Below are 23917 nucleotides of genomic sequence, written 5' to 3'. Positions count from 1 at the left end.
ACCCCCCCGCCCCCCGCCCCGGGGGGGGGGGGCCGCCCCCCGCCCCCCCCCCCCCGGGGGGGGGGGGGGGGGCCCCCCCCCCCCGGGGGGGGGGGGGCCCCTTGGGGGGGGGGGCCCCCCCCCCCCGCCCGACAGTCTTTCCGGGTCCGGGATTTCCCGGACCGGACCGGGGCGTCAGACGGTCTGGCCGCTGCCGCTGCCGGAGGACACCTTGATGCCCTGGGTGATCGTGTCGATCACGGACTCCTTCTGGCCGACGTCGACGCCGAACCGGACCACCACGATCTGCGAGGCGTTCCCGGGCGACGGGAAGGCCAGCGACTCGACATAGCCGTCGGCGCCCTTGCTGGTCACGGCCTTCCAGCGGACCAGGTAGCCCTTCTGCCCGGCCACGGTGACCGCCTTGGAGGCCAGCACCTCGTGCGAGGTGATCGAGCCGTAGGTCTTGCCGCCGTACGACTCCTTGGCATTGGCCTCGATGTCCGCCTTGGCGACCTCCTCGGCCGTGCTGCCCGAGGTGCCCAGCGCCAGCGCCGGCGCGGAGTAGGCGCCGCCGGTGGTGCAGGTCTGCGTGGTGTCGCCGGGGCACTTGTAGGAGTTGTCGGAGGTGACCTGCGCGCCGACGCTGATCGCCTGCCCGGTCCAGCCGTCCGGCACCGGGATGCTGATGGCGTTGACGGAGTCCGACACCGTGCCGCCGCCCTTGACCTTCGGCGCCTCGGACTGGTCCGGCGACGGCGACGCGCCGCCGTCGGTGCCGCCCGACCCCGAGCTGCCGCCCGACCCGCCGAACGGCAAGCCCTGTCCGCCGTTCTGGCCCTGTCCGCCGCTCTGCCCCTCGGGACCGCCCTGGCCGAAACCGCCCTGTCCGCCCGAGCCCTGCTGCGAGGCCTGGCCGCCGTTGTCGCTGCCGTCGGAGGTGAGTGCCCACGCGCACACCCCGATGGCGGCGAGCACCGCCACGGCGACACCGACGGCTATGCCGGTGCGCAGCCCGCGCTTCCCGGGCGCCGGCGGCACGGCAGGGTATCCCGGATACCCCGGATAGGCCGGGTACACCGGCTGGGTACCGTCGGCCGGGTGGATTCCGTCGGCAGGCGGCTGCGGCGGGGGACCCCAGCCGGCGCCCGACCCGGCGGGGCGGGTCTGCTCGGTCCACGCCTTGCCGTCCCACCAGCGTTCGGTGGCCGGACCGTCACTTGTCTGTCCGGGATCGGGGTACCACCCGGGAGGAGTCACCTGCGTCATGCCCCCACCGTATGAGGCATCGGTGAAAGTCGGATGAGAGGATCCGGCAACTTTCGGATGAGGTGACCGTCGGGCGGTCATTCGATCCGCAGCCGCACCGGCGGAGCCGGCGCCCGCGGTGGCAGTCGCAGTCCGTTCCGGCCCGGGGTCAGGGAGCCCAGGACGCTCGGGTGCCGGGCGCCGGTGGCGGTCGGGGCGGTGCCCGGCAGACCGTGTGCGGTGAGGAAGCCGAGGACCGCGAAGGCGTAGGCCTCCTTCGCCGCGGCGGGCAGACCGAGTTCGTCGGAGGCGCGGACCGGGGTCCCGGGCAGTTCGGCGCGGAGCATGGCCATCAGGGTGGGGTTGCGGGTGCCGCCGCCCGAGGCGATCACCTCCGTGGCACCGAGGCCCCGGACGGCGTCCGCCACCGTCCGGGCGGTGAGCAGGGTGAGGGTCGCCAGCGCGTCCTCGGCGGACAGCCCCTCGACGGTCCGCCAGTAGTCCGCGTGGAACAGTTCCTTGCCGGTCGTCTTCGGCGCGGGCAGCGCGTAGTACGGCTCCGTCAGCAACCGGTCCAGCAGCGGCCCGTCCGGCCGGCCGCGCGCCGCCAGCGCCCCGTCCGCGTCGTACGCCAGCCGCCCGCCCGTGAACCCCCGGGCCGCCGCGTCCGTCAGCGCGCACCCGGGACCCGTGTCGAAGGCTGTGCCGTCCGGTGCCGTGAGGTTGGCGATCCCGCCGATGTTCAGCGCGACCGGGGTGCCCGGCCGGCCGCGCAGCCACAGCAGGTCGAACAGGCTGACCAGGGGAGCGCCCTGCCCCCCGGCGGCCACGTCCCGGGGCCGGAAGTCGGCGACCACCGGCAGGCCGGTCGCCTCCGCGATCCACGCGGGCTGCCCCAGCTGCAGGGTGCCGTGCACCCGGCCGCGCTCCGCCCAGTGGTAGACCGTCTGCCCGTGCGAGGCCACCAACTCGGCCCGCCCGCCGCACAGTTCACGGTCGGCCCGGCCGGCCGCCGCCGCGAACGCCTGCCCGATCCGGGTGTCCAGCAGACACACCCGCGCCAGCGGTACGGCCGCCGGGGGCAGCGCTCCCGCGATCGACTCCCGCAGTTCGTCGTCGTACGGGGTGCTCACCATGCCCAGCGGTTTCAGCAGCAGCGTGTCGTCCAGCAGCCGCAGCTCCGCCGCCGCCGCGTCGACCGCGTCGCAGGACGTCCCGGACATCAGACCGATCACCAGCACCGCGTCAACCCGCCTTCCGAATCCACGGCCGGAGCAGCGCCAGCACACTGACCGCGCAGGTCGCCGCCGCGTAGTAGCCGGGGACGTCCAGGTTCCCGGTCCGCTTCACCGCCTCCGTGATGATGAGGCCCGCGCAGCCCGAGAACACCGCATTGGACAAGGCGTAGGCGAGTCCGAGGCCCGTACAGCGCGCCCGCGCCGGGAACATCTCGGCCAGCAGCGCGGGCCCCGGCCCCGCCATCAGCCCCACCACCGCGCCCGCGCCGCACAGGGCCGCGCCCTTCACCCCGGAGGGGACCCCCGCGTCCTGGAGGAGGTGGAGCAGCGGCAGGGCCAGGGCGACCACCAGGCCGGCGCCCGTCAGCATCACCGGCCGCCGCCCGACCCGGTCGCTGAGCAGGCCCGCCGGGAGGATCGCCAGCGCGAAGCCCAGGTTCGCCACCACGGTCGCCAGCAGAGCCGTACGGAAGCCGGTGTGCAGCGCGGTCTGCAGATACGACGGCAGGACGACCAGGAAGGTGTACCCGGCGGCCGACCAGCCCATCACCCTGCCGACGGCCAGCCCGATCGCCCCGGCCGACACCCGGACGGATCCCGCGGCCGGCTCCCGGAACTCCGGCGTCTCCTCCAGCCCCACCCGCAGCCACAGCGCGAGCAGCCCCAGGGGCAGGGCCAGCAGGAACGGCAACCGCCATCCCCACGAGTCGAGTTGATTATCCGTCAGGACGGTCGCGAGCCCGGCCGCCAGCCCGGCCCCGGCCAGCAACCCGAGCGCCACCGTGAACGACTGCCACGCCCCGTACAGTCCCCGCCGCCCCGGGGGCGCGAACTCGGTCAGCATCGCCACCGCGCCCCCGAACTCCCCTCCCGCCGAGAGCCCCTGAACCACCCTCAGGAACGTCAGCAGCCAGGGCGCCAGCGCACCGGCCTGCGCATACGTCGGCAGCAGGCCGATCAGCGTGGTCGCGCCCGTCATCAGCGCGACCACCAGGATCAGCACCGGCCGCCGCCCGAGCCGGTCGGCCAGCCGGCCGAACAGGGCCGCGCCCAGCGGACGGAAGAAGAACGCCAGCCCGAACGAGGCGTACGTGCGCACCAGCCCCTCGGCCGCGCCGGCGCCCGCCGGGGTGAAGAACCGCTCGGCGACGACCGTCGCGAAATAGCCGTAGACGGCGAACTCGTACCACTCGATGAAGTTGCCGACCGAGCCGGCCGCCAGCGCCCGGAGTGACCGGTTCCGCTCGGGTGCCGCACGATCTTCGAAAATCAGGTCCATTTTCCTGCCCGTTGACGGTCCGTCCGCTTCACACCGGCAGGTCGGGGGCGTCCCGCGTCGCCCCGTCGCACCCACTTTCACCCGTCACGGCAACAGCTGCCCGGACCCGCCTCCGGACAGCCAACAGGACGGCTACGCTCGTGGTCTGTACGTCGTTCGGGCGACTTGGGGAGGCAGCGGGATGACGGAGGAACAGCCCCCAGGGGGCGCCGCGGCTCCCCTCTGGGAGCGCGACGCGGAGATCGCCGCCATCACCGAGGCACTCGACACCCTGTGCGCCGACCACTCCACCGCCGGCAACCTCCTGGTCCTGCGCGGCGAGGCCGGGATCGGGAAGACCGCGCTGCTGGCCGAGACCCGGCGGATCGCCGAGCGCCGCCGCTGCACCGTCTGGTCCGCCCGCGGCGGCGAGACCCTGCGCAGCGTCCCCTTCAACGTGGTACGGCAGCTGCTCCAGCCCGCCCTGGTCTCCCTGATGCCCGAGGAGGCCCGCGAGTACCTCGGCGACTGGTACGAGATCGCCGGCCCCGCCCTCGGCATCACGGACCCCGGCGACCGCCAGGCCGACCCGCAGGGCGTCTGCGACGGCCTGGTCGCCGCCGTCCGCCGGCTCGCCAAACGCGAGTGGCCGCTGGTGCTGCTGATCGACGACGCGCACTGGGCCGACCAGGAGACCCTCGCCTGGCTCGCCGCCTTCGTCGAACGCCTCGACGACCTCCCCGTCCTGGTCCTGGTCGCCCGCCGGCCCGGCGAGGTCACCGGCGACAGCGCCCGCTACCTCGACGCCGTGGCCGCCGCGGCCGGAAACCCCGCCCACAACCTCAGCGCCCTCACCCCGGACGCCACCGCCGGACTCACCCGCGCCACGCTCGGCGCACACGCCGACGCCCCGTTCTGCCGCGAGGTCTGGGCCGTCACCGGCGGCAACCCCTACGAGACCGTCGAACTCCTCGCCAAGGTCCAGGACAGCGAGGTCGAACCCGTCGAGGCCCGGGCCGGCGAACTGCGCGCCTTCAACCGGTCGGCGCGCGGCGGCGGACTCGTCACCCGCCTCGAAGGCCTCGGCATCGACGCCACCCGGTTCGCCTGGGCCGCCGCCATCCTCGGCACCGGCATCTCCGTCGACCTCGTCGCCCAGCTCGCCACCATGACCGTGGAGGACGCCGAGCGCTGCGCCGAACTGCTCTGCGCCGCCCGCATCCTCACCGCGCCCGACCCGGCCGGCTCCCGGTCCCACGCCGGCGACCTGGAGTTCGTCCACCCGCTGATCGCCACCGCCGTCTACAACTCCATCCCGCCCGCGATGTGCACCGCCATGCACGGCATCGCCGCCCAGATCGTCATCGACGACGGCCGGGGCATCGCCGAGGCCTCCCACCACCTGCTGAAGGTGCACCCGGACGACGACGAGGAACTCGTCCAGCAACTGCGTGACGCGGCCAAGGAACACCTCGCCGTCGGCGCCCCGGACGCGGCCCGCCGCTGCCTCGAACGCGCCCTGCTGGAACCGCCCGTACCCGAGGTCCACGCGCGCGTGCTCTACGAACTGGGCTGCGCCACCCTGCTCACCAAGCCCGCCGTCACCATCGACCACCTGCAGAGCGCCCTCGGCATGCCCGGCCTCGACAGCGCCGAACGCGTCGACGCCGTCTTCCGCCTCTCCCAGGCCCTGCTCCACAACGACCAGCTGGAGGAGGCCGTCCGCACGGTCGAGGCGGAGGCCGCCCGGCACGAGGACGGACCCCCCAAACTCCGGCTCCAGGCCGTCCAGTTCATGTGGGAGGGCATCGCCGGCGAGGCCGTCTCCGCCCGCCGCTCCGAGCGCCTCGCCGCCCTCGCCGCCACCTGCACCGGCCGGGACAACTCCGAGCGCGCCCTGCTGATGCTGCGCGGCTTCGACCTGCTCATCCAGGGCGAGAGCGCCGAAGAGGTCGTCGAACTGTGCGACCGCGCCCTGGTCAACGGCCGGCTCGCCCCCGGACTCGGCTGGACCGACACCGAGTGGGGCATCGAGCTGCTGCTGATGCTCGCCAACTCCTACGTCTACACCGACCGCCTCGACCGCGCGGAGAGCCTGTACAACGAGGCCCTGCGCGCCTACGAGTCCGCCGGCTGGAGCGGCGGCCACCTGGCCCTCGCCCATGCCTACGTCGGCCTCGGGCACCGCAGGCGCGGCCGGCTGCGGGACGCGGAGACCTCCCTGCGGGAGTCCCTGCGGATCGCCGAGCGGGTCGGCCGGCGGCTGCCCCTGTACTGGACCGCCACCTGCAACCTCGTCGACACGCTGCTCGCCCGCGGCCATGTCACACAGGCCTGGGAGATCGCCGAGCAGTACGGCTTCGCACCGCCGTACCCCTCCACCATCGTGATGCCGGACCCGCGGTCCGTACGCGGCCGGCTGCTGCTCGCCGTCGGCCGCACGGACGAGGCCGTCAACGAACTGGAGACGGCGGAGAAGGCGGCCGCCGCGCGCGGCCACTTCAACCCCGTGGTGGTGCCCTGGGCCCTCGACCTCGCCCGGGCCCTCGCGGGCCAGGACCCGGTCCGGGCGGCCCGGCTGGCGGCGGACGCCCGGCGGCAGGCGGAGCGGTTCGGCACGGACACCGCCATCGGGGAGGCGCTGCGGTGCGCTGCCGCGCTGGAGACCGGGCAGCGGCAGGTGCGGCTGGCTTCGCAGGCGGTGGCCTATCTGGAGGCCTCGCCCTGCCAGTACGAGCATGCGGCGGCTCGGGTGGAGTACGGGATCGCCGCGCGGTCGGTGGCCGAGTTGAACAGGGGGCTTGCGTTGGCTCGGTCGTGTGGGGCGGATGGGTTGGTTGCTCAGGCTCGGGAGGTGCTGGATACCGGGCGGGGGTTGCGTTGACGGGTGCGTTGCGGGGTGCGGGTTGTGGGTGGTTGCTCGCGCCCACGCGGCGGAGCCGCACATTGATACAGCCCCGCGCCCCTGAAGGGGCGCTACAGCGCCAGGAGTTGATCAGTTACCGCTGAGAGGCGCTTCTGTACCTCTCGGTCGTACGTTGCTTCGTGGGCCCGGGCCGGGCTCGTGCCGTCGAAGTAGCCGCCTGTGCCCAGGTCCTGTGTTGCCAGGGCCAGGACGCCCGGGGCGCCGTCGGCCACCGTGTTCCAGGGGGCTACGCCGCCCTCCCTCACCATGGCCGTGTCCATGAAAGTGGCGGGATGCAGGACGTTCACGGCCACGCCGGTGCCCGCCAGCTCCTCGGCCAGGGTAAAGGTGTGGGCCGCGAGGGCGAACTTGGCTCTGCAGTACGCGGCGAAACCCTGGTAGCCGCGGGTGAACTCGGGGTCGTCGAAGTCGAGGGGCTCCTGGCCGGCCGAGCCGACGTTGACGATGCGGGCGGGGGCGTCGGCGCGCAGTACCGGGAGGAGGGCGCGGGTCAGGGCGACCGGGGCCAGGTAGTTGACGGCGAGACGGAGTTCGTGGCCGTCGGCGCTCAGCTCGCGGCCCGAGCCGGGCGTACCGGCGCCCACGCCCGCGTTGTTGATCAGCACGTCCAGGTCGGGATGCGCGTCGGCGACATGTGCGCCCAGCTCGCGGACCTGCGCCAGCGAGGCCAGGTCCGCGACGAACGCCTCGGCGTCGCCCTCGGTGCGCAGCTCCTCGACCAGCCGCTCGGTACGGCCGGGGTCGCGGCCGTGCGCGAGGACGACATGGCCCGAGCGGACCAGTTCGAACGCGACGTACCGGCCGAGCCCGGAGGTGGCACCCGTGATCAGGATGGTCGACATACCCCCACGGTAGGCACAGCGCCCCCTCCTGTGCCTGTCCCCGGCAGTGTCACCCTTCCTCCTCGGCCAGCACCCGCTGCGCCGTCGCGAACGCCGAGTTGGCGGCGGGCACCCCGCAGTACACGGCCGTCTGCAGCAGCACCGCGCCGATCTCCTCCGGCGTGAGGCCGTTGCGCCGGGCCGCCCGCACATGCATGGCCAGCTCGTCGTAGTGGCCGTGGGCGACCAGCGCGGTCAGGGTGATCATGCTGCGCTCGCGGCGGGACAGCGTGGGGTCGGTCCAGACCTCGCCCCAGGCGTAGCGGGAGATGAAGTCCTGGAAACGGGCCGTGAAGGGCGTCTGCCGGTCCTGGGCCCGGTCCACGTGCGCGTCGCCCAGCACCTCACGGCGTACCGCCATGCCCCGCTTGGCGCCGCCGTCCAGATGGGAGCGGAGCGCGGTGAGAACGGCCTCGGGGCACTGCGCGGGCGCCAGGTGGGAGGAGTTCGGCAGCTCCACCAGCATGGACGCCGGCACCGCGTCCGCGATCTCCCGCAGATGCGGCGGCGGGGTCGCGGGGTCCTGCCGGCCCGCGATCAGCAGGGTGCGTACGGCGATCTCGCCGAGCCGGTCGCGCAGGTCGAAGGCGGCCAGTGCGTCGCAGCAGGCGGCATACGCCTCCGGATCCACCGTCCGCTGGTCCTCGACCAGCCGCGGCACGCTGAAACCGGGCGTGAACCAGCGGGTGCCCGCGTTCTCCGCCAGCCACTCCACGCCCTCCCGGCGCACCCGCTCGGCCCGCTCCTCCCAGGGCCGGGACCCGTTGAAGTGGGCCGAGGAGCAGATCACGGCCAGGCTGTCGAGACGGTCCGGGTGGTGGACGGCCAGGTGCAGTCCCACGGCTCCGCCCAGTGAGACACCCGCGTACGCGAACCGGTCGATGCCGAGCGAGTCGGCCAGCGCTAGCACCAGGTCGGCGAGGTCACCGACGGTCGCACCCGCCTTGATCAGACCGGGCGCCGAACCGCCGTGACCGGGCAGGTTCCAGCGCACCACCCGGTGGCCGATCGACAGCTCGGGCGCCACCGCGTCCCACAGGGCGTACGAGGTGCCGAGCGACGGCCCGAGGAGAAGAGGGGAAGCGGAGGTCGGTCCCTCGGCACGGTGGTCGAGCAGGTTGTCGGTCAACGTCGCTCCAGTGCACGGTCGGTGAGGGCACCGGCGGAGCCGGTGTAGCGGGCGGGGTCGGTGAGGTCGTCGAGGTCGACGTCCTTCAACCCGGGTTCCTCGGCGAGGAGTTCACGGAGGGTGCGGTGCTCGCTGTGGGTGCGGCGGGCGAGCTCGGTGAGCAGTTCCTTCGCCCGGGCCCGGCCGAGCACGGGGGCCAGTTCGGCCGAGAGCCGCTCCGAGACGATCAGCCCGCCGGTGAGGCCGAGGTGCCGGCGCATCGCCTCCGGGTGCACCCGCAGCCCCTTTGCCAGTTCCGCCGCGTCCCGGGCCGCGCCCCCGACCGTCCGCAGCAGGTCCCGCAACGGCTCCCACTCGGCGTGCCAGGCACCGGCCGGCCGCTCGTCCTCCGCGACCAGCGAGCCGTACAGGACGGCCGCGAGCTGCGGGGCCCGCCGGGCCGCGGCCGCGACGAGCGTGGAGCGCACCGGGTTCGCCTTGTGCGGCATCGCCGACGAACCGCCCCCGCTGCCCTCGGCGACCTCACCGATCTCGGTACGGGACAGGGTCAGCACGTCCACCGCGACCTTGCCGAGGGCTCCGGCCGTGAAGGCGAGACAACCGGCGAGATCCGCGATCGGTGTGCGCAGGGTGTGCCAGGGCAGGAGCGGGGCGGCGAGGCCGAGTTCGCGGGCGTAGGCCTCGGGCAGCGCGGTGGGATCCGTGGCGCCGTACGCCCCGAAGGCGGCCAACGTGCCCGCCGCGCCCGCGAGTTGCACGGGCAGCGACGCGCGCACCCGGGCCGTCCGGTCCCGGGCGTCCAGGACCAGCGAACGCCAGCCGGCCGCCTTCAGCCCGAATGTCGTGGGTACGGCGTGCTGGGTGAGCGTGCGTCCCGGCATCGGCGTGTCGCGATGGTCGGCGGCCGGCCGGGCCAGCGCCTGCTCGGTGCGTCCGAGGTCGGCGAGCACCAGGTCCAGGGTGCGGGCGGCGACCAGCATCGTCGCCGTGTCCATGATGTCCTGGCTGGTCGCACCCCGGTGGACGTACGGCCCGTACTCCGCGCCGACCGCCTTCGTCAGATCGGCGACCAGCGGGATGACCGGGTTGCCGCCCGCGCGGGCGCGCTCGGCGAGGGCACCGACGTCGAAGCGGCCGGGGTCGGCCGCCTCGCGCACGGCCGCGGCGGCCGCGTCCGGGGCCAGCCCGAGGGCCGCCTGGGCACGGGTGAGGGCCGCCTCCGCGTCCAGCAGCGCCCGCAGATAGGCGCCGTCGCCGGTCGCGGACGCGGCGGCCGAACCGGACCACCCGGGACCGAGCAGCCCGGCGTCACCGCCGCCGTACATAGCTGGTGTCACTGGAACTCCAGGAAGACCGTCTCGCCCTCGCCCTGAAGGCGGATGTCGAAACGGTAGGTCCCCCGGCCCTCGTCGGCGGCGATCAGCGTGTCGCGCCGCTCGCCCACCCGGGTGAGCAGCGGGTCGGCGGTGAGCGCCGCGTCGTCGCCCGGCAGATAGATCCGGGTGAACAGGTGCACCAGCAGCCCGCGCGCGAACACGCACACACTGATGTACGGCGCCCCGCCGCCCCGGGCGCCGGGCCGCAGCGTCCGCGCGTACCAGTGCCCGTTGGTGTCCGTCTGGATCCGGCCCCAGCCGGTGAACTCCACGCCGTTGCGGCCGAGGTAGTCACCGGTCGCCGGATCGCGGCGGATCGAACCGTCGGTCGTGGACAGGTTCCCGTCGGGGTCGGCGCCCCACAGCTCCACGAGCGCGTCCGGCAGCGGGTTGCCCTCGCCGTCCAGGACGTACCCGTGGACCGTGACCGTGTCCGGATGCCCGAGGGGTGCGATCTCCTCGCCGTCGCGGAACGGCAGCGCATAGCCGTAGAACGGGCCGACCGTGTGCGACGGGGTGGGCAGCACCTTCTCCGGGCTGCTCGTGTCGATCTTCGTCATGGCAGGTCAGCGTCCTTCTTCGATCCAGGTGGCGTTCGGGCCGTCCAGCACGATGTCCCAGTGGTAGCCCATGGAGAACTCGGGCACGGACAGGCTGTGGTCGTACGTCGCGACCAGTCGCTGCCGGGCCGCGTCGTCCGTCACCGACTGGATGATCGGGTCGTACGGGAACAGCGGGTCGCTCGGGAAGTACATCTGCGTCACCAGCCGCTGCGTGAACGCCGTGCCGAACATCGAGAAGTGGATGTGGGCCGGGCGCCAGGCGTTGACGTGGTTGCGCCAGGGGTAGGGGCCCGGCTGGATGGTGGTGAAGCGGTAGCCGCCGTCGGCATCGGTGATCGTCCGGCCGACACCCGTGAAGTTCGGGTCCAGCGGGGCGTCGTGCTGCTCGCGCTGATGGGCGTAGCGGCCCGCCGAGTTGGCCTGCCAGATCTCGATCAGCTGCCCCCGGACCGGCCGCCCGTCCCGGTCGAGGAGCCGCCCGGAGACGGTGATCCGCTCACCCACGGGCTCACCGCTGTGCTGCACGGTCAGGTCATTGTCTATCCCCGTGATGTCCCGCTCCCCGAAGGCGGGGGAGTGCAGTTCCACCAGCTCCGGGTCCTTGGCCGTGTCGATGGCGACCAGGGGTTGCTTCGGGTGCCGGAGAAGGGAGGACCGGTAGGGGGCGTAGTCCCGGCGGGGGTGGTGTTCGACGGGGGCGCCTTCGGCCACCTGCTTCTCATAGGCGGCGTGCTCGGCGGCGATCTCGAGGTCGATGTCAGCTTGGGTGAGTGTCATAAGAAGTCCTAGGTGAAGCGCCCCGTGAGGGGCGCGGGGAACTGCGCGACCAGCCACAACGCACCCGCAGGTGCAGTACGACCTATCGCTCAAGAACCAACGCGAGCCCTTGCCCAACACCGATGCACAGCGTGGCAACACCGGTACCGCTTCCACGTCGTGCCAGCTGATGCGCCACCGTCCCCGCCAGCCGCGCCCCCGACGCACCCAGCGGATGCCCCAACGCGATCGCCCCACCCTGCGGATTGAGGATCGCCGGATCGAACTCGGGCCATTCGGCGACGCATCCGAGCACCTGCGCCGCGAACGCCTCGTTGAGTTCCAGCACATCGAGGTCGGCGAAGGTCTTGCCCGCCTTGGCCAGGGCCCGGTTGACGGCCTCGACGGGGGCGAGCCCGAAGTAGTCGGGGTCCAGCGCGTGGACCCCGGTCGCGGACACCCGGGCCAGGGGTTCCCGGCCGAGCGTCCTGAGGCCGTCCTCGTCGGTGAGGAGCAGGGCGGCCGCGCCGTCGTTGAGGGGGGACGCGTTGCCCGCGGTCACCGTGCCGCCCTCCGTACGGAAGGACGGCTTGAGCTTGGCCATGGCGGCGAGGGAGGCATCCGGGCGTACGCATTCGTCCGCGGCGAAGGCGACCGGGTCGCCCTTGCGCTGGGGGATGGCGACCGGGGCCAGTTCGGCGTCGAACAGGCCCTGTTCCTGCGCGGCAGCTGCCTTCTGGTGGGAGGCGAGGGCGAACTCGTCCTGCTGCTCCCGGCTGATCTTGTGCTTGTCCGCGATGCGCTCGGCCGACTCGCCCAGCGGGATGGTCCACTGCGGGTCCATCGTCGGGTTGACCATCCGCCAGCCCAGTGTCGTCGAGTACAGCTCAGCGTGCCCGGCCGGGAAAGGCCGGTCGTTCTTCGGCAGGACGTACGGCGCCCGGGTCATCGACTCCACACCGCCGGCGACGGCGACGGAGGCGTCGCCGGCGGCGATCGCGCGGGCGGCCTGGATGACGGCCTCCAGGCCGGAGGCGCACAGCCGGTTGACGGTGACGCCCGGCACGGACGTCGGCAGGCCCGCCAGCAGGGCGGCCATCCGGCCCACGTTGCGGTTCTCCTCGCCCGCGCCGTTGGCGTTGCCGAAGTAGACGTCCTCGATCCGGGCCGGGTCCAGGGCCGGGGTGCGGGCCAGGAGCTCCCGGATCGCGTGCGCGGCCAGATCATCCGGACGCACGCCGGCGAGACCGCCGTTGTAGCGGCCGATCGGCGTGCGCACCGCGTCGACGATGTACACCGTGTTCACAGCAGACCCTCCGGGACAGCGAGCTTCGCATCGGTCTTGGCGACGATCTCCTCGACACCCACGCCGGGCGCGGTCTCGACCAGGACGAGTCCGTCGTCGGTCACGTCGATCACACCGAGATCCGTGATGATCCGGTCCACGCACGCTTTGCCGGTCAGCGGCAGCGCGCACTCGGTGAGGATCTTCGGCGAGCCGTCCTTCGCGGTGTGCGTCATGACCACGATGACGGTGCGGGCGCCGTGGACCAGGTCCATCGCCCCGCCGATCCCGGTGACCAGCTTCCCGGGAATCGCCCAGTTGGCCAGGTCACCGCCCGCGGAGACCTGCATCGCCCCGAGGACGGCGACGTCGATGTGCCCGCCCCGGATCATGGAGAACGAGAGCGCCGAGTCGAAGAAGGAGGCACCGGGCAGGACCGTGACGGTCTCCTTCCCGGCGTTGATCAGGTCGGGGTCGACCGCGTCCTCGGTCGGATACGGGCCGGTGCCCAGGATCCCGTTCTCGGATTCGAGGATCACCTCGACACCGGGCGGCAGGTAGTTCGGGATCAGCGTCGGCAGCCCGATCCCGAGGTTGACGTACTGCCCGTCCTGCAGTTCACGGGCCGCCCGCGCGGCCATCTCCTGACGCGTCCAGGCCATCAGCTGCTCACCGTCCGCTGCTCGATCTTCTTGTCCGCCGCCTGCTCGGGGGTGAGGGCCACCACCCGCTGCACGAAGATCCCCGGCAGGTGTACCGCGTCCGGATCGATCTCCCCGGGCTCCACGAGTTCCTCCACCTCGGCGATGGTGACCTTGCCGGCCATCGCGGCGAGGGGGTTGAAGTTGCGGGTGGACTTGTTGAAGACCAGGTTCCCGTGCCGGTCGCCCTTCGCCGCCCGGACCAGCGCGAAGTCGGTGCGGATGCCGCGCTCCAGGACGTACTCGGTGCCGTCGAAGTCCCGCACCTCCTTCGCGGGCGACGCCACAGCGACCCCGCCGGAGCCGTCGTAACGCCACGGCAGCCCGCCGTCCGCGACCTGCGTACCCACCCCCGCCGGCGTGTAGAACGCGGGGATCCCGGCACCGCCCGCCCGCAACCGCTCCGCCAGCGTCCCCTGCGGAATCAGCTCCAGCTCCAGCTCACCCGCCAGATACTGCCGCGCGAACTCCTTGTTCCCCCCGATGTAGGAACCGGTCACCCGGGTGATCCGCCCGGCGGCGAGCAGCACGGCCAGCCCCGTGTCCATCGCCCCGCAGTTGTTCGAGACCACCGCCAGGCCGCCCACCCCCCGCTGGTACAACGCCTCGATCAACACGCCCGGGACACCACTCAGCCCGAACCCGCCCACCGCCAGCGACGCGCCCTCCGGCACATCGGCCACCGCCTCCGCCGCCGTGGCGACCACCTTGTCCATCCGTGCAGCCTCATCTCTCAGCGAATTAATCAGGGCACTGAGTATTTCAGCGAGATGTCTGCCACGCTGCCACTGGTGTCGCCACCCGTCAAGACCTCGGATGATGGCAGACGGGTGTACAGACAGGATGGGTGATCGCGGGTATCGTTCAGTACACCAACGAATTCGGACCATGGGAGCGCGTATGGCCGCGGTGGACCTCACCACCCACCCCGGGCACCTGGCCCGGCGGCTTCAGCAGGCCCACTACCTGCTGTGGAACACGATGGTCTCGGAGGAGATCACCTCGCCGCAGTTCGCCGTCCTGAACGCGCTCGTCGCCGAGCCGGGGCTGGACCAGCGCACCGTGGGGGAGAGGGTGGGCCTGGACCGGTCGACCATCGCGGAGGTCATCAGCCGGCTCGGCCGGCGCGGACTGGTCGACAAGGTGCGCGACCCGCAGGACGGCCGCCGTTCCTTGCTGCGTCTCACCGACGACGGGCTGCGCACCCATCGCAAGCTCACCGTGCGCACCGCCCGGATGAACCAGGTCTTCCTGGCCCCGCTCTCGGCCGAGGAGCAGAGCCAGTTCTTCGATCTGATCCGCCGGGTCGCGGACGCGGCGGAGGGGCTGCGCAATCCGGCGGAGCCGTTCGTCTCGCAGGCCTAGGGTCCGGGTCCAGGGGCTGGGCTCAGGCCTTCGCGAACACCACCCACACCTGGCCGTCGGCGAAGTCCAGCGGACTGCCGTCCGCGCCGGTGAACGTCGTACCGTCCGTGTCCTCCTGCCGTGACCAGGTGGCCTCGAACGACCGGCCGTCCCGCAGTACTTCGGCCTTCCCCGTCCCCACCGTCTCGGTGTACGGCGTGTAGTTGCCGAGCACGTCGTGATACGTGGACGTGGTCACCCGCACGTACTGCACCACGACCGTGGCGGCGGCCAGTCGCGTTCCGGCCGTGGTCCGGGCCGGGGTGCCGTCCATCGACACCAGCCAGCGGTGCCGGTCGGCGGACCAGGTGAAGGTGAAGCGGGCCGCCGGGTAGCGCACCGTCCGTGCGGAGGCGGCCGTGCCCCCGGCCGGGGCCGGGCCGTAGCGGAAGCCGGTGGTGAGTGCCGCTCTGCCGGGGGTCTCGGGCAGGAGCTCGGCGGGCCGGAGATACAGGTTGTGCGGCGCGGGGTGGTCGGTGCCGCGGTAGAAGGCGGCGGATGTCCGGCCGGGTGTCTCGGGGAGCAGCGGAGCCTTGTCGATCAGCGGCAGCAGTTTGCGCTGGGCTCCGGAGAAGGCGAGGGTCGGGTGGTCGAACTGGCGCAGCAGCTCCAGGTCGGACTCGCGGGCGCTGCGCACCGGGCCGATGACCTCGGGAAGCTTGGTGGCGTACACCGCCATCAGCCGGCTGAGCCCGCCCTCCACCTGCTCCGCGTACACCACGTCCGCCGAGTCCAGCCCGGTCTGGGGGCGGGCCGCGGAGACGTTGTCGATCTTCACGGCCAGGACGGAGCCGGAGGTGTTCTGTCTGTCGGGTGTCGGGGTGGTGGTGCTGCGGCGCGCGGGTGCGCGGTTGTCGTCGGTCGTGCCGTGGCGGGTGCAGCCCGCGGTGAGGGAGGCCGTCAGGACGGCCGCCGTGAGTGCCGCCGTCAGCGCCGTCCGGCGCGTCGGCGCCCTGTGTCGCATGCCCACCGTTCCCCCGTTCGTCCCCTTGATTGTGGGCTCATCGGTTCATCGATGGCCATACCCGGTCGAATCCGATCGCACCGAGAGGGTGGGCGGGGGCGGTGCGGGGACGGGGTTACGACCCCAGGATCTCCGTGAGGTCGTAGCGCACCGGCTCGTCCAGCTGGGCGTAGGTGCAGCTCTCCGGCGTGCGGTCCGGGCGCCAGCGGCGGAAGCGGGCCGTGTGCCGGAAGCGGGCGCCGTTCTCCATGTGGTCGTACGCCACCTCGGCCACCCGCTCCGGCCGCAGCGGCACCCAGGACAGGTCCTTCTTGCCCGACCAGCGGCTCGGCGCGCCGGGCAGCCGGGCCGACTCGTGCGCGGCCTCCTCCGTCCAGGCCGCCCACGGATGCCCGGAGACGTCCGCCATGCGCAGCGGCTCCAGCTCCTCGATCAGCTCGGCGCGCCGCTTCATGGGGAACGCGGCGGAGACGCCCACATGCTGGAGGGCGCCCCGGTCGTCGTACAGGCCCAGGAGCAGCGAGCCCACCACCGGGCCGCTCTTGTGCAGGCGGTAGCCCGCCACCACGACATCGGCCGTCCGCTCGTGCTTGACCTTGAACATGGCCCGCTCGTCAGGGAGATAGCGCAGCGTGAGGGGCTTGGCGATGACCCCGTCGAGGCCGGCCCCCTCGTACTGCTCGAACCACTGCCGGGCCACTTCCACATCGGTCGTCGCGGGCGCCAGATGCACCGGTGGGGTCGCGTCGGCCAGCGCCCGGGCGAGCAGGGCGCGACGGTCGGTCAGCGGGACGTCGAGGAGGGACTCGTCGTGCAGCGCCAGCAGGTCGAAGGCGACGAACGAGGCGGGCGTCCGCTCCGCGAGCGTGCGGACCCGGGAGTCCGCCGGATGGATCCGCTCGGTCAGCGCGTCGAAGTCCAGCCGGCCCTCCCGCGCGATCACGATCTCCCCGTCCAGCACGCACCGCTCGGGCACCCGCTCCTTCAGCGCCGCCACCAGCTCGGGAAAGTACCTGGTCAACGGCTTTCCGGTGCGGCTGCCGAGCTCCACTTCGGCGCCGTCCCGGAACACGATCGCGCGGAAGCCGTCCCACTTCGCCTCGTACTGCATGTCCGGCGGGATCGTCGCCACCGACTTGGCGAGCATCGGCTTCACGGGTGGCATCACCGGCAGATCCATGCTCCGACTGTACGAGGGGTCCCCGGCCTCCGCTCGTCACGCGGCACGCCTTCCGTACGCGGGGCCCGGTGAGCCGATATGCGGGGTGGGGGTGGTGCGCCTACCGTGGCGGCATGGCGAAAGCGGTGGAACTGGAGGTGGCCGGCCGGACCGTACGGCTGTCCAGCCCCGACAAGGTCTTCTTCCCGGAGCGCGGTTTCACCAAGCTGGACGTCGCCCGCTACTACGCGGCCGTGGCCCCCGGCATCCTGCGCGCCCTGCGCGACCGGCCCACCACCCTCCAGCGCTATCCGGACGGCGTCGAGGGCGAGTGGTTCTACCAGAAGCGCGCCCCCAAGGGCATGCCCGACTGGATCCCCACCGCCCACATCACCTTCCCCAGCGGCCGCACCGCCGACGAGATGTGCCCCACCGAGGAGGCCGCCGTGGTGTGGGCCGCCCAGTACGGCACGCTCACCTTCCATCCCTGGCCGGTGCGCCGATCCGATGTCGACAGCCCCGACGAACTCCGTATCGACCTCGATCCGCAGCCCGGCACCGACTTCGGCGACGCCGTCCGCGCCGCCCACGAACTGCGCGCCGTCCTCGACGAGTTCGGCGGACTGCGCGGCTGGCCCAAGACCTCCGGCGGCCGGGGCCTGCATGTCTTCGTGCCGATCGAACCCCGCTGGACCTTCGTCCAGGTCCGTCGCGCCGCGATCGCCGTGGGCCGTGAGCTGGAACGCCGGATGCCGGACCGGGTGACCATCAAGTGGTGGAAGGAGGAGCGCGGCGAGCGCATCTTCGTCGACTACAACCAGACCGCCCGCGACCGCACCATCGCCTCCGCCTACTCCCTGCGGCCCCGCCCCAACGCCCCGGTCTCCGCGCCCCTGCGCTGGGAGGAGGTCGACGACGCGCGGCCGGGCGACTTCGACCTCGCCACGATGCCCGCCCGGTTCGCCGAAGTGGGCGATGTGCACGCCGACATGGACGACCACGCCTACTCCCTCGACGCCCTCCTGGAACTCGCCCGCCGCGACGAACACGAGCACGGGCTCGGCGATCTGCCGTACCCGCCCGAGTACCCGAAGATGCCGGGCGAACCGAAACGCGTCCAGCCGAGCCGGGCGCGGCCCGAAGAGCCCTCCTGACGGCAGGACTTGGTGCGGTCACCCGGGGCTATGCTGATCACGAGCCGCCGATGAGGAGGGCCGAGGTGTCCGAGGCAGTGTCGCGCCCCACCCTGGAGGCCGTGGCCGCGCGGGCCGGAGTGTCCCGGGCCACCGTGTCACGGGTGGTCAACGGCGGGGACGGCGTGCGCGAGCCTCTCGTGGAGCGGGTCCGCCGGGCGGTCGAGGAACTCGGCTACGTCCCCAACCAGGCCGCCCGCAGCCTGGTGACCAGACGGCACGACGCCGTGGCCGTCGTCATCGCCGAACCCGAGACCCGGATCTTCACCGACCCCTTCTTCGCCCTGCAACTGCGCGGCATAAGCAAGGAGTTGACAGCCCAGGACAACCAGCTGGTGCTGCTGCTCACCGAAGGCCGCGACGACCACGCACGCGTGGCCCGCTATCTCGCCGGCGGCCATGTCGACGGCGCCCTGGTCTTCTCGCTCCATCTCGACGACCCGCTGCCCGGCCTGATCGAGGGCGCCGGAGTCCCCACCGTGTTCGGCGGACGGCCCGGCTGGAACGACGGCACCAACAGCGCCGTGTACGTCGACTGCGACAACCGCGGCGGCGCCCAGGACGCCGTACGCCATCTCGCCGGTCTCGGCCGGACCCGGATCGCCCACATCACCGGGCCCCTGGACCAGACCTCGGCGGCCGACCGCCTCCAGGGCTACCGGGACGTCATGGGGGAACCCGACCCCCGGCTGGTCGTCCCGAGCGACTTCACCCCGGGCGGCGGCGAGCGCGCCATGGCCGAACTCCTCGACCGCTGCCCGGACGTGGACGCCGTGTTCGCCGCCAACGACCTCACCGCGCTCGGCGCCCTGCGGGTCCTGCGCGAGCGCGGCCGCCGGGTGCCGGAGGACGTGGCCGTGATCGGCTTCGACGATGTACTGCCGGTCACCGAGCAGACCGAACCCTCGCTGACGACGGTCCGTCAGGACATAGAGGAGATGGGCCGGTTGATGGCCCGGCTCCTGCTGCGCACCCTCACCCGGGACGAGTCCGCGACGGACGCGCCGTCCAGCGTCATCCTGCCCACGACACTGGTACGGCGCGCCTCCGCCTAGCCGCGCGCCCCGCGTCAGCTCTGCTGCGGCTCGCCCTTGATCACCGCGAAGCGGGCGCCGTACGGGTCGGCGAGCTTGGCCATGCGGCCCACGCCCTCCAGCGTCGTGGCCGGCATCCGCACCCTGCCGCCGGTCTGCTGGGCCTTCTCGACCACCGCGTCCGGGTCCTCGACCTCGAAGTACGGCAGCCAGTACGCCCCGGCCTGCGCCTCGGCCGGGTCCTCGGCCAGCGGGACCATCCCGCCGAACATCGAGTCGTCGTCGCCGTCCGCCGGATTGACACAGGTGTAGGTGCCGCCGGGGAAGGGCACTCCGGAGGTCTCCAGGCCGAGCACCTTGTGATAAAAAGCGGCGGCCGCCGCGATGTCCGGGGTGTACAGCTCCACCCAGCACAGCGAGCCCGGATCGCCCGCCACCTCAACGCCCTTGTTGAGCGCGGGCTGCCAGATGCCGAAGGGCACGCCCGCCTGGTCGGCGAGGATCGCCAGGTGGCCCTGGCCCATCACGTCCATCGGCTGGGCGAGGACACTGCCGTGCGCCTGCTCGGAGAGCTTGGCGGTGGCCTGCGCGTCCTCGCTCTGGAAGTACACGGTCCAGGAGGGCGGACCCTGCTCGGGAGTGGTCTGCATCGCACCGGCCACGGTCCTGCCGTCCAGCTGGAAGAAGCCGTAACCGCCGGCGTCCGGCCCCGCCGACTGGAACTCCCAGCCGAACAGACCGTTGTAGAAGGAGATGGCGCCGTCGATCTCGGGGGTGCCGAGGTCGATCCAGTTGGGAGCGCCGTTGACGAAACGGGTGGTGAGCATCATCGCCCTCCTTGGAAGGGTCCCGTCCATTGCACAGCCGAGTCTTCCACCGCCCACTGACAATCGCTGCCGGAGCGCGCCCACCGGACCCCGGTTACCGTCGGTCACTTGACGCACTCACCGGGTTTTGATTCCGTTGCGCGCGCCGCCGTGCGCAGGCGTGGTGCGGGGGTGCATCATCGAGACTGCTGTGGTCCGTCGCTCCGGCGTTGATCGGTCGTTGAGCGAACGTTTTTCGCCGCACGGCACGATCCTGGCCATGCACTTCGACACCATCATCCCGCCCCGCACGCCCGTCCCGGCCTGGCAGGCGCAGGCGCTGTGCGCGCAGACCGGGGCGGACTTCTTCTTCCCCGAGCCCGGCAGCTCGGTGCGCGAGGCGAAGCGCATCTGCGGTATGTGCGAGATGCGCGCGGCCTGCCTGGAGTACGCGCTGGACAACGACGAACGGTTCGGCGTCTGGGGCGGCCTGTCCGAGAAGGAACGTCTGGAACTCCGGCGCGCCTCCCGCTGAACCCACGGCCGCCCCGGAAAACGTGTGAGCCCGTACGCCCTCGTCCGGCTACGATCCGGGGCACGCGGCCGGACGTGGCGCAGAGGCAGGCGCACCGCCTTGGCAAGGCGGACACACCGGTTCGAATCCGGTCGTCCGGCCGCGTGCCGAGGTCCTGTGGAGCAGAGGCAGACTCGCCACCCTGTCAAGGTGGATACGCCGGTTCGAATCCGGCCGGGACCGCGGGACCGCGGACAGGGGACGGGACGGATGGGCGAGACGATCACCGAGGCGGAACTGGCCGCTTTCCACGCGGTCGTGGGGAAGCTGCGGGCGCTGCCCGTCGACGACCCGGTGCGGCTGCGCGCCGAGCAGGTCGCCGCCTCCTTCGCCCGCGACGGACGGCTGCGCCGCCGCAGGACACGCAGCGGCGAGGTGTCGGCGGCCGACGCCGCCGCGATGGCCGCGACCGCGACCGGCGCGCTGGACCGCCGCGAGGACGCGCCTCTGGACGCGCCCCTGGCCGTGCCCGGCGCCGGGGGCGTCTTCCACAAACCGCGCACCTGCTACGTCTGCAAGTCGCCCTATCGACAGGTCGACACCTTCTACCATCGGCTCTGCCCCGGCTGCGCCGCCGACAACACGGCCCGGCGCGCCCTGAGTACCGACCTCGCCGGCCGCCGGGTGCTGCTCACCGGCGGCAGGGTGAAGATCGGCTTCCAGCTGGCGCTGATGATGCTGCGCGACGGCGCCCGGGTCCTGGTCACCTCCCGTTTCCCGCACGACACCGTGCGCCGCTTCGAGGCCGCGCCCGGCAGCGCCACCTGGCTGGACCGGCTCACCGTCCTCGCCGTCGACCTGCGCGACCCGCGTCAAGTGCTCGGCCTGTGCGAGGAGTTGCGACAGGAGGGCGAGCCGCTGGACATCCTCGTCAACAACGCGGCCCAGACCGTGCGCAGGCCGCCGGAGTCCTACGCCCTGCTGGCGGCCGGCGAGCGCGACGCACTGCCCCCGGCCGCCCGGCAGGCCCCCGGCTTCACCCCGATGCGCATGCTGGAGGGCGGAGCCGCGTCCCTGCCGGTGGCGCTCCGGGAGGCCGACGAGGCCGGGCTGCTGCCCGACCCGTCGCCCGAGAACTCCTGGTCGGCCCGGCTCGGCGACCTCGATCCGGCCGAGGTCCTGGAGACCCAGCTCGTCAACGCCCTGGCCCCGGCCCTGCTCTGCGACCGGCTGCTGCCCCTGCTGCTGGCCGCACCGCACCCCCGCCGTTACGTGGTCAACGTGACCGCCGTCGAGGGCCGTTTCACCGTCCGCAACAAGATGGCGGGCCATCCGCACACCAACATGGCCAAGGCCGCCCTCAACATGCTCACCCGCACCAGCGCCGCCGAACTCGCCGAGCAGGGCGTCCACATGTGCGCCGTCGACACCGGCTGGATCACCGACGAGAACCCGGCCCCGAAGAAGGCCCGGATGGCGGGCGCCGGCTTCCGCACCCCCCTCGACATCGTCGACGGCGCGGCCCGGGTGTACGACCCGATCGTGCGCGGCGAGGCCGGGGACCCGGTGTCCGGGGTGTTCCTGAAGGACTACCGGGTGGCGGAGTGGTGAGCGGGGACGGGACCCGCGCGGGCCTGACGGTCACCTCCCGCGCAGCTCCATGAACACCTCCATCCAGTACCGCTGTTGCCGCTCCGACGCGCCCACCAGGTAGGTCGCGCGCAGCTTCGCGGGGAGCAGGGCCACCAGGCGGACCACCGCCGCCCGGTGTCTCTTCAGCTGGGAGAGCTCCGCGTTGGCGAGGAGCTGGTGGACGACATCGCTGTCGTCGCCGCCCTCGGCGGAGTGCGCGGCAGCCCGGCGCAGCCGGGCCTCCCAGGCGTCGACGTCCCGGGCCAGCTCGCGCAGCCCGGTGACCGGACGGCCCCGGAAACGGTCGACCAGGCCCGTCAGCGGCACCGGGGCGTACTCGCCGTCACCGAGATAGACCGTGGCCATCTCCAGCGGCAGCCCCTTGCGGTGCAGCTTGATGAGCCGTTCCAGGGTCCGCTTGGTGATCCAGGCCCGGCCCGCGTCGTCGATGTCGTGCTTCCACCACTCCAGGACCGTCTCGGCGTCCCGGCCGTACCGCGCGAGCAGCCACTCGTTGGCCGGGATGTCCTCGGGCTCGACCAGGAGCGAGGCCGTGAACCGGGTGGCCTGGGCGATGTTGTTCCGCGACACCAGCAGCTTGCGGCCCAGGTGGTAGGGCGGGTTCTGCACGGCTATCTGGGCCCGCAGGTTCTCGATCCGCCGGCCCGCCAGCGACCACTCCTGGGTGACCTCCATCAGTTTGGCGAACGCGGCCTTGTCCTTGGGCCGGTTGTACTCGTCCCAGACGATCGCCTTGGGCTCCGGACCCGTGAAGGGCGCGGCGAGCAGGTTGTCGAGGGTGCCGTCCGGGGACGGGACCGGCGCGCACAGGTCCTCGACGTTGGTGACCGGCAGCGAGAAGTACAGGGCGTCCCGGCCGAGTCCCCCGCGCAGGGTCTCCCGGACCAGCTCCGTCTTGCCGCAGCCCGGCGGTCCCTGGAGCAGCACCGTCCAGCGGTTGCGCAGCGCCGCCCTCACCACCCGCCGCACCGGGTCCGTGATCGTCGCCGGATTGGCCACGCCCAGGCTCGCCGCGATCCGGTCGAGGATCTCGGCCGTGCGGTTCTGGCCCGGTCTGCCGTCCGGGCCCGGCTCGGCCAGCCGCAGCCGCTCGCCGTCGACCAGCGGCAGGCCCCAGCGCAGCGGGAAGCCCTCGCGCGCGTTGGCGAGCACATGGTCCAGGGTGCGCGGGGAGAGCAGTTCGCGCAGGGCGGGGGAGAGGGACGCCCACAGGGAGAAGACCGGACGCAGGTCCCACGGGCGGTACTTGGCCGCGAGATGCCGACGCCACGAGGTGTCGTTCGCCGTGATCCGCATCGTCACCATGCGGTCCAGCAGCGCCAGGTCACTCCGGCGTGCCGAGGTCTCCGACAGCGACTCGTTGTCGGTGAGGAACACGCCGACACAGCCCAGGGCGCGCAGATCGTGCTCGCCCAGCGCCCAGTTGCAGGCGATCTGCATCAGCTGCGACTGGATCGTGTCGCCCGCCTGCAGCGAGTCGTCGATGAGCAGCACGAACGGCCGGCCCGGCTTGAGCTGGCTCATCACCAGCTGGCGCAGCACGAGTTCGCCCGTGCGCGGGTCCCGGACCGGCGCGTTGACCAGCAGGTCGTCCGGGGTGAGATTGGCCGCCGGCACGTACACCAGCGCGGTGTCCGGGTGGGCGCGGGCGAGATGGGAGAAGAACGTCGCCGTCTTGCCGATGCCGTGCTCGCCGAAGATCTGCCCGGTCTGCCGCAGGTCGATCATCGCGTCGATGAACGACTCCAGCCGGGACGGCTCCACCGGCTCCACCGGCTCCACCGGCTCCACCGGCTCCACCGGCTCCACCGGCTCCACCGGCTCCACCGGCTCCACCGGCTCCACCGGCT

21 protein-coding genes and 2 tRNA genes are annotated in these 23917 nt (G+C 72.7%); 8 read left to right on the top strand and 15 right to left on the bottom strand.

Going from position 1 to position 23917, the window contains the following annotated elements:
- Positions 1-174: 174 nt before the first annotated feature.
- The 3 genes from ACFZDK_RS46905 to ACFZDK_RS46895 all read right to left on the bottom strand — a co-directional run bounded on the left by ACFZDK_RS46905 (position 175) and on the right by ACFZDK_RS46895 (position 3744).
- Entirely contained in the window at positions 175-1248 is a 1074-nt protein-coding gene (locus ACFZDK_RS46905; RefSeq protein ID WP_390982942.1) for a DUF2510 domain-containing protein, read from the bottom strand.
- 77 nt (positions 1249-1325) lie between these two features.
- Positions 1326-2468 (bottom strand): anhydro-N-acetylmuramic acid kinase, encoded by a 1143-nt coding sequence (locus ACFZDK_RS46900; protein ID WP_390982939.1) that lies wholly within the window; start codon positions 2466-2468, stop codon positions 1326-1328.
- A 4-nt stretch (positions 2469-2472) separates the two neighbouring features.
- Positions 2473-3744: an MFS transporter gene (locus ACFZDK_RS46895; RefSeq protein ID WP_390982936.1), complete on the bottom strand. Its 1272-nt coding sequence runs from the start codon at positions 3742-3744 to the stop codon at positions 2473-2475.
- 181 nt (positions 3745-3925) lie between these two features.
- On the opposite strand from ACFZDK_RS46895, the gene ACFZDK_RS46890 reads away from it, so the two are divergent.
- Positions 3926-6607: an AAA family ATPase gene (locus ACFZDK_RS46890; RefSeq protein ID WP_390982932.1), complete on the top strand. Its 2682-nt coding sequence runs from the start codon at positions 3926-3928 to the stop codon at positions 6605-6607.
- 92 nt (positions 6608-6699) lie between these two features.
- Here the strand turns inward: ACFZDK_RS46890 and ACFZDK_RS46885 are convergent, their stop codons facing one another.
- The 8 genes from ACFZDK_RS46885 to ACFZDK_RS46850 all read right to left on the bottom strand — a co-directional run bounded on the left by ACFZDK_RS46885 (position 6700) and on the right by ACFZDK_RS46850 (position 14056).
- Positions 6700-7491: an SDR family NAD(P)-dependent oxidoreductase gene (locus tag ACFZDK_RS46885; RefSeq protein ID WP_390982929.1), complete on the bottom strand. Its 792-nt coding sequence runs from the start codon at positions 7489-7491 to the stop codon at positions 6700-6702.
- Between the two features lie 49 nt (positions 7492-7540).
- Positions 7541-8659 (bottom strand): 4-carboxymuconolactone decarboxylase, encoded by a 1119-nt coding sequence (gene pcaC / locus ACFZDK_RS46880; protein ID WP_390982926.1) that lies wholly within the window; start codon positions 8657-8659, stop codon positions 7541-7543.
- On the bottom strand, positions 8656-9984 hold the full coding sequence (gene pcaB, locus ACFZDK_RS46875) for a 3-carboxy-cis,cis-muconate cycloisomerase (RefSeq protein ID WP_390982956.1): 1329 nt from the start codon (positions 9982-9984) through the stop codon (positions 8656-8658). The genes pcaC and pcaB overlap by 4 nt, the downstream gene beginning before the upstream one ends.
- A gap of 8 nt (positions 9985-9992) precedes the next feature.
- Positions 9993-10595, bottom strand: a complete 603-nt coding sequence (gene pcaG, locus ACFZDK_RS46870) for a protocatechuate 3,4-dioxygenase subunit alpha (RefSeq protein WP_390982924.1) — start codon at positions 10593-10595, stop codon at positions 9993-9995.
- Between the two features lie 6 nt (positions 10596-10601).
- Positions 10602-11375: a protocatechuate 3,4-dioxygenase subunit beta gene (gene pcaH, locus ACFZDK_RS46865; protein ID WP_390982921.1), complete on the bottom strand. Its 774-nt coding sequence runs from the start codon at positions 11373-11375 to the stop codon at positions 10602-10604.
- 82 nt (positions 11376-11457) lie between these two features.
- Positions 11458-12660, bottom strand: coding sequence for an acetyl-CoA C-acyltransferase (locus ACFZDK_RS46860; RefSeq protein WP_390982918.1), 1203 nt, complete (start codon positions 12658-12660; stop codon positions 11458-11460).
- Complete coding sequence (locus ACFZDK_RS46855; protein WP_390982916.1) at positions 12657-13301, bottom strand: 3-oxoacid CoA-transferase subunit B; 645 nt, start codon at positions 13299-13301, stop codon at positions 12657-12659. Before ACFZDK_RS46855 ends, ACFZDK_RS46860 begins: the two co-directional genes overlap by 4 nt.
- Complete coding sequence (locus ACFZDK_RS46850; protein WP_390982913.1) at positions 13301-14056, bottom strand: 3-oxoacid CoA-transferase subunit A; 756 nt, start codon at positions 14054-14056, stop codon at positions 13301-13303. The genes ACFZDK_RS46855 and ACFZDK_RS46850 overlap by 1 nt, the downstream gene beginning before the upstream one ends.
- 184 nt (positions 14057-14240) lie before the next feature.
- Between ACFZDK_RS46850 and ACFZDK_RS46845 the strand changes: the two genes are divergently transcribed.
- The gene (locus ACFZDK_RS46845; protein WP_390982910.1) at positions 14241-14705 is read left to right on the top strand and encodes a MarR family transcriptional regulator; all 465 of its coding nucleotides are present in this window, start codon (positions 14241-14243) and stop codon (positions 14703-14705) included.
- A 22-nt stretch (positions 14706-14727) separates the two neighbouring features.
- On the opposite strand, the gene ACFZDK_RS46840 is transcribed toward ACFZDK_RS46845, so the two are convergent.
- Both ACFZDK_RS46840 and ACFZDK_RS46835 read right to left on the bottom strand, forming a co-directional pair.
- On the bottom strand, positions 14728-15708 hold the full coding sequence (locus ACFZDK_RS46840) for a DUF3048 domain-containing protein (RefSeq protein ID WP_390982907.1): 981 nt from the start codon (positions 15706-15708) through the stop codon (positions 14728-14730).
- A 115-nt stretch (positions 15709-15823) separates the two neighbouring features.
- A complete protein-coding gene (locus ACFZDK_RS46835; protein ID WP_390982904.1) occupies positions 15824-16888 on the bottom strand; it encodes an ATP-dependent DNA ligase in 1065 nt (354 codons plus the stop codon).
- Between the two features lie 113 nt (positions 16889-17001).
- On the opposite strand from ACFZDK_RS46835, the gene ligD reads away from it, so the two are divergent.
- Together ligD and ACFZDK_RS46825 are read left to right on the top strand one after the other, a co-directional pair.
- Positions 17002-18021 (top strand): non-homologous end-joining DNA ligase, encoded by a 1020-nt coding sequence (ligD, locus tag ACFZDK_RS46830; protein WP_390982901.1) that lies wholly within the window; start codon positions 17002-17004, stop codon positions 18019-18021.
- Positions 18022-18086: 65 nt separating this feature from the next.
- Positions 18087-19115 carry a substrate-binding domain-containing protein gene (locus ACFZDK_RS46825; RefSeq protein ID WP_390982898.1) on the top strand — a complete coding sequence of 343 codons (1029 nt, stop codon included), beginning with the start codon at positions 18087-18089 and terminating at the stop codon, positions 19113-19115.
- A 14-nt stretch (positions 19116-19129) separates the two neighbouring features.
- On the opposite strand, the gene ACFZDK_RS46820 is transcribed toward ACFZDK_RS46825, so the two are convergent.
- Positions 19130-19921 (bottom strand): VOC family protein, encoded by a 792-nt coding sequence (locus tag ACFZDK_RS46820; protein WP_390982954.1) that lies wholly within the window; start codon positions 19919-19921, stop codon positions 19130-19132.
- 259 nt (positions 19922-20180) lie between these two features.
- Between ACFZDK_RS46820 and ACFZDK_RS46815 the strand changes: the two genes are divergently transcribed.
- The 4 genes from ACFZDK_RS46815 (at position 20181) to ACFZDK_RS46800 (ending at position 22025) form a co-directional block, all read left to right on the top strand.
- Complete coding sequence (locus ACFZDK_RS46815; protein WP_355720642.1) at positions 20181-20435, top strand: WhiB family transcriptional regulator; 255 nt, start codon at positions 20181-20183, stop codon at positions 20433-20435.
- 68 nt (positions 20436-20503) lie between these two features.
- Positions 20504-20575: transfer RNA gene (locus tag ACFZDK_RS46810), tRNA-Ala, on the top strand.
- A 10-nt stretch (positions 20576-20585) separates the two neighbouring features.
- Positions 20586-20657 (top strand) — tRNA-Asp (locus tag ACFZDK_RS46805).
- Between the two features lie 27 nt (positions 20658-20684).
- The gene (locus tag ACFZDK_RS46800; protein WP_390982894.1) at positions 20685-22025 is read left to right on the top strand and encodes an SDR family NAD(P)-dependent oxidoreductase; all 1341 of its coding nucleotides are present in this window, start codon (positions 20685-20687) and stop codon (positions 22023-22025) included.
- A 30-nt stretch (positions 22026-22055) separates the two neighbouring features.
- On the opposite strand, the gene ACFZDK_RS46795 is transcribed toward ACFZDK_RS46800, so the two are convergent.
- Complete coding sequence (locus ACFZDK_RS46795) at positions 22056-23795, bottom strand: AAA family ATPase (protein ID WP_390982952.1); 1740 nt, start codon at positions 23793-23795, stop codon at positions 22056-22058.
- Positions 23796-23917 lie beyond the last annotated feature (122 nt).

Source organism: Streptomyces sp. NPDC007901 (assembly GCF_042959465.1).
Lineage (GTDB): Bacteria > Actinomycetota > Actinomycetes > Streptomycetales > Streptomycetaceae > Streptomyces.
Note: the sequence above shows the minus strand (reverse complement) of the source record. Positions and strands in the feature narration are given on the sequence as shown.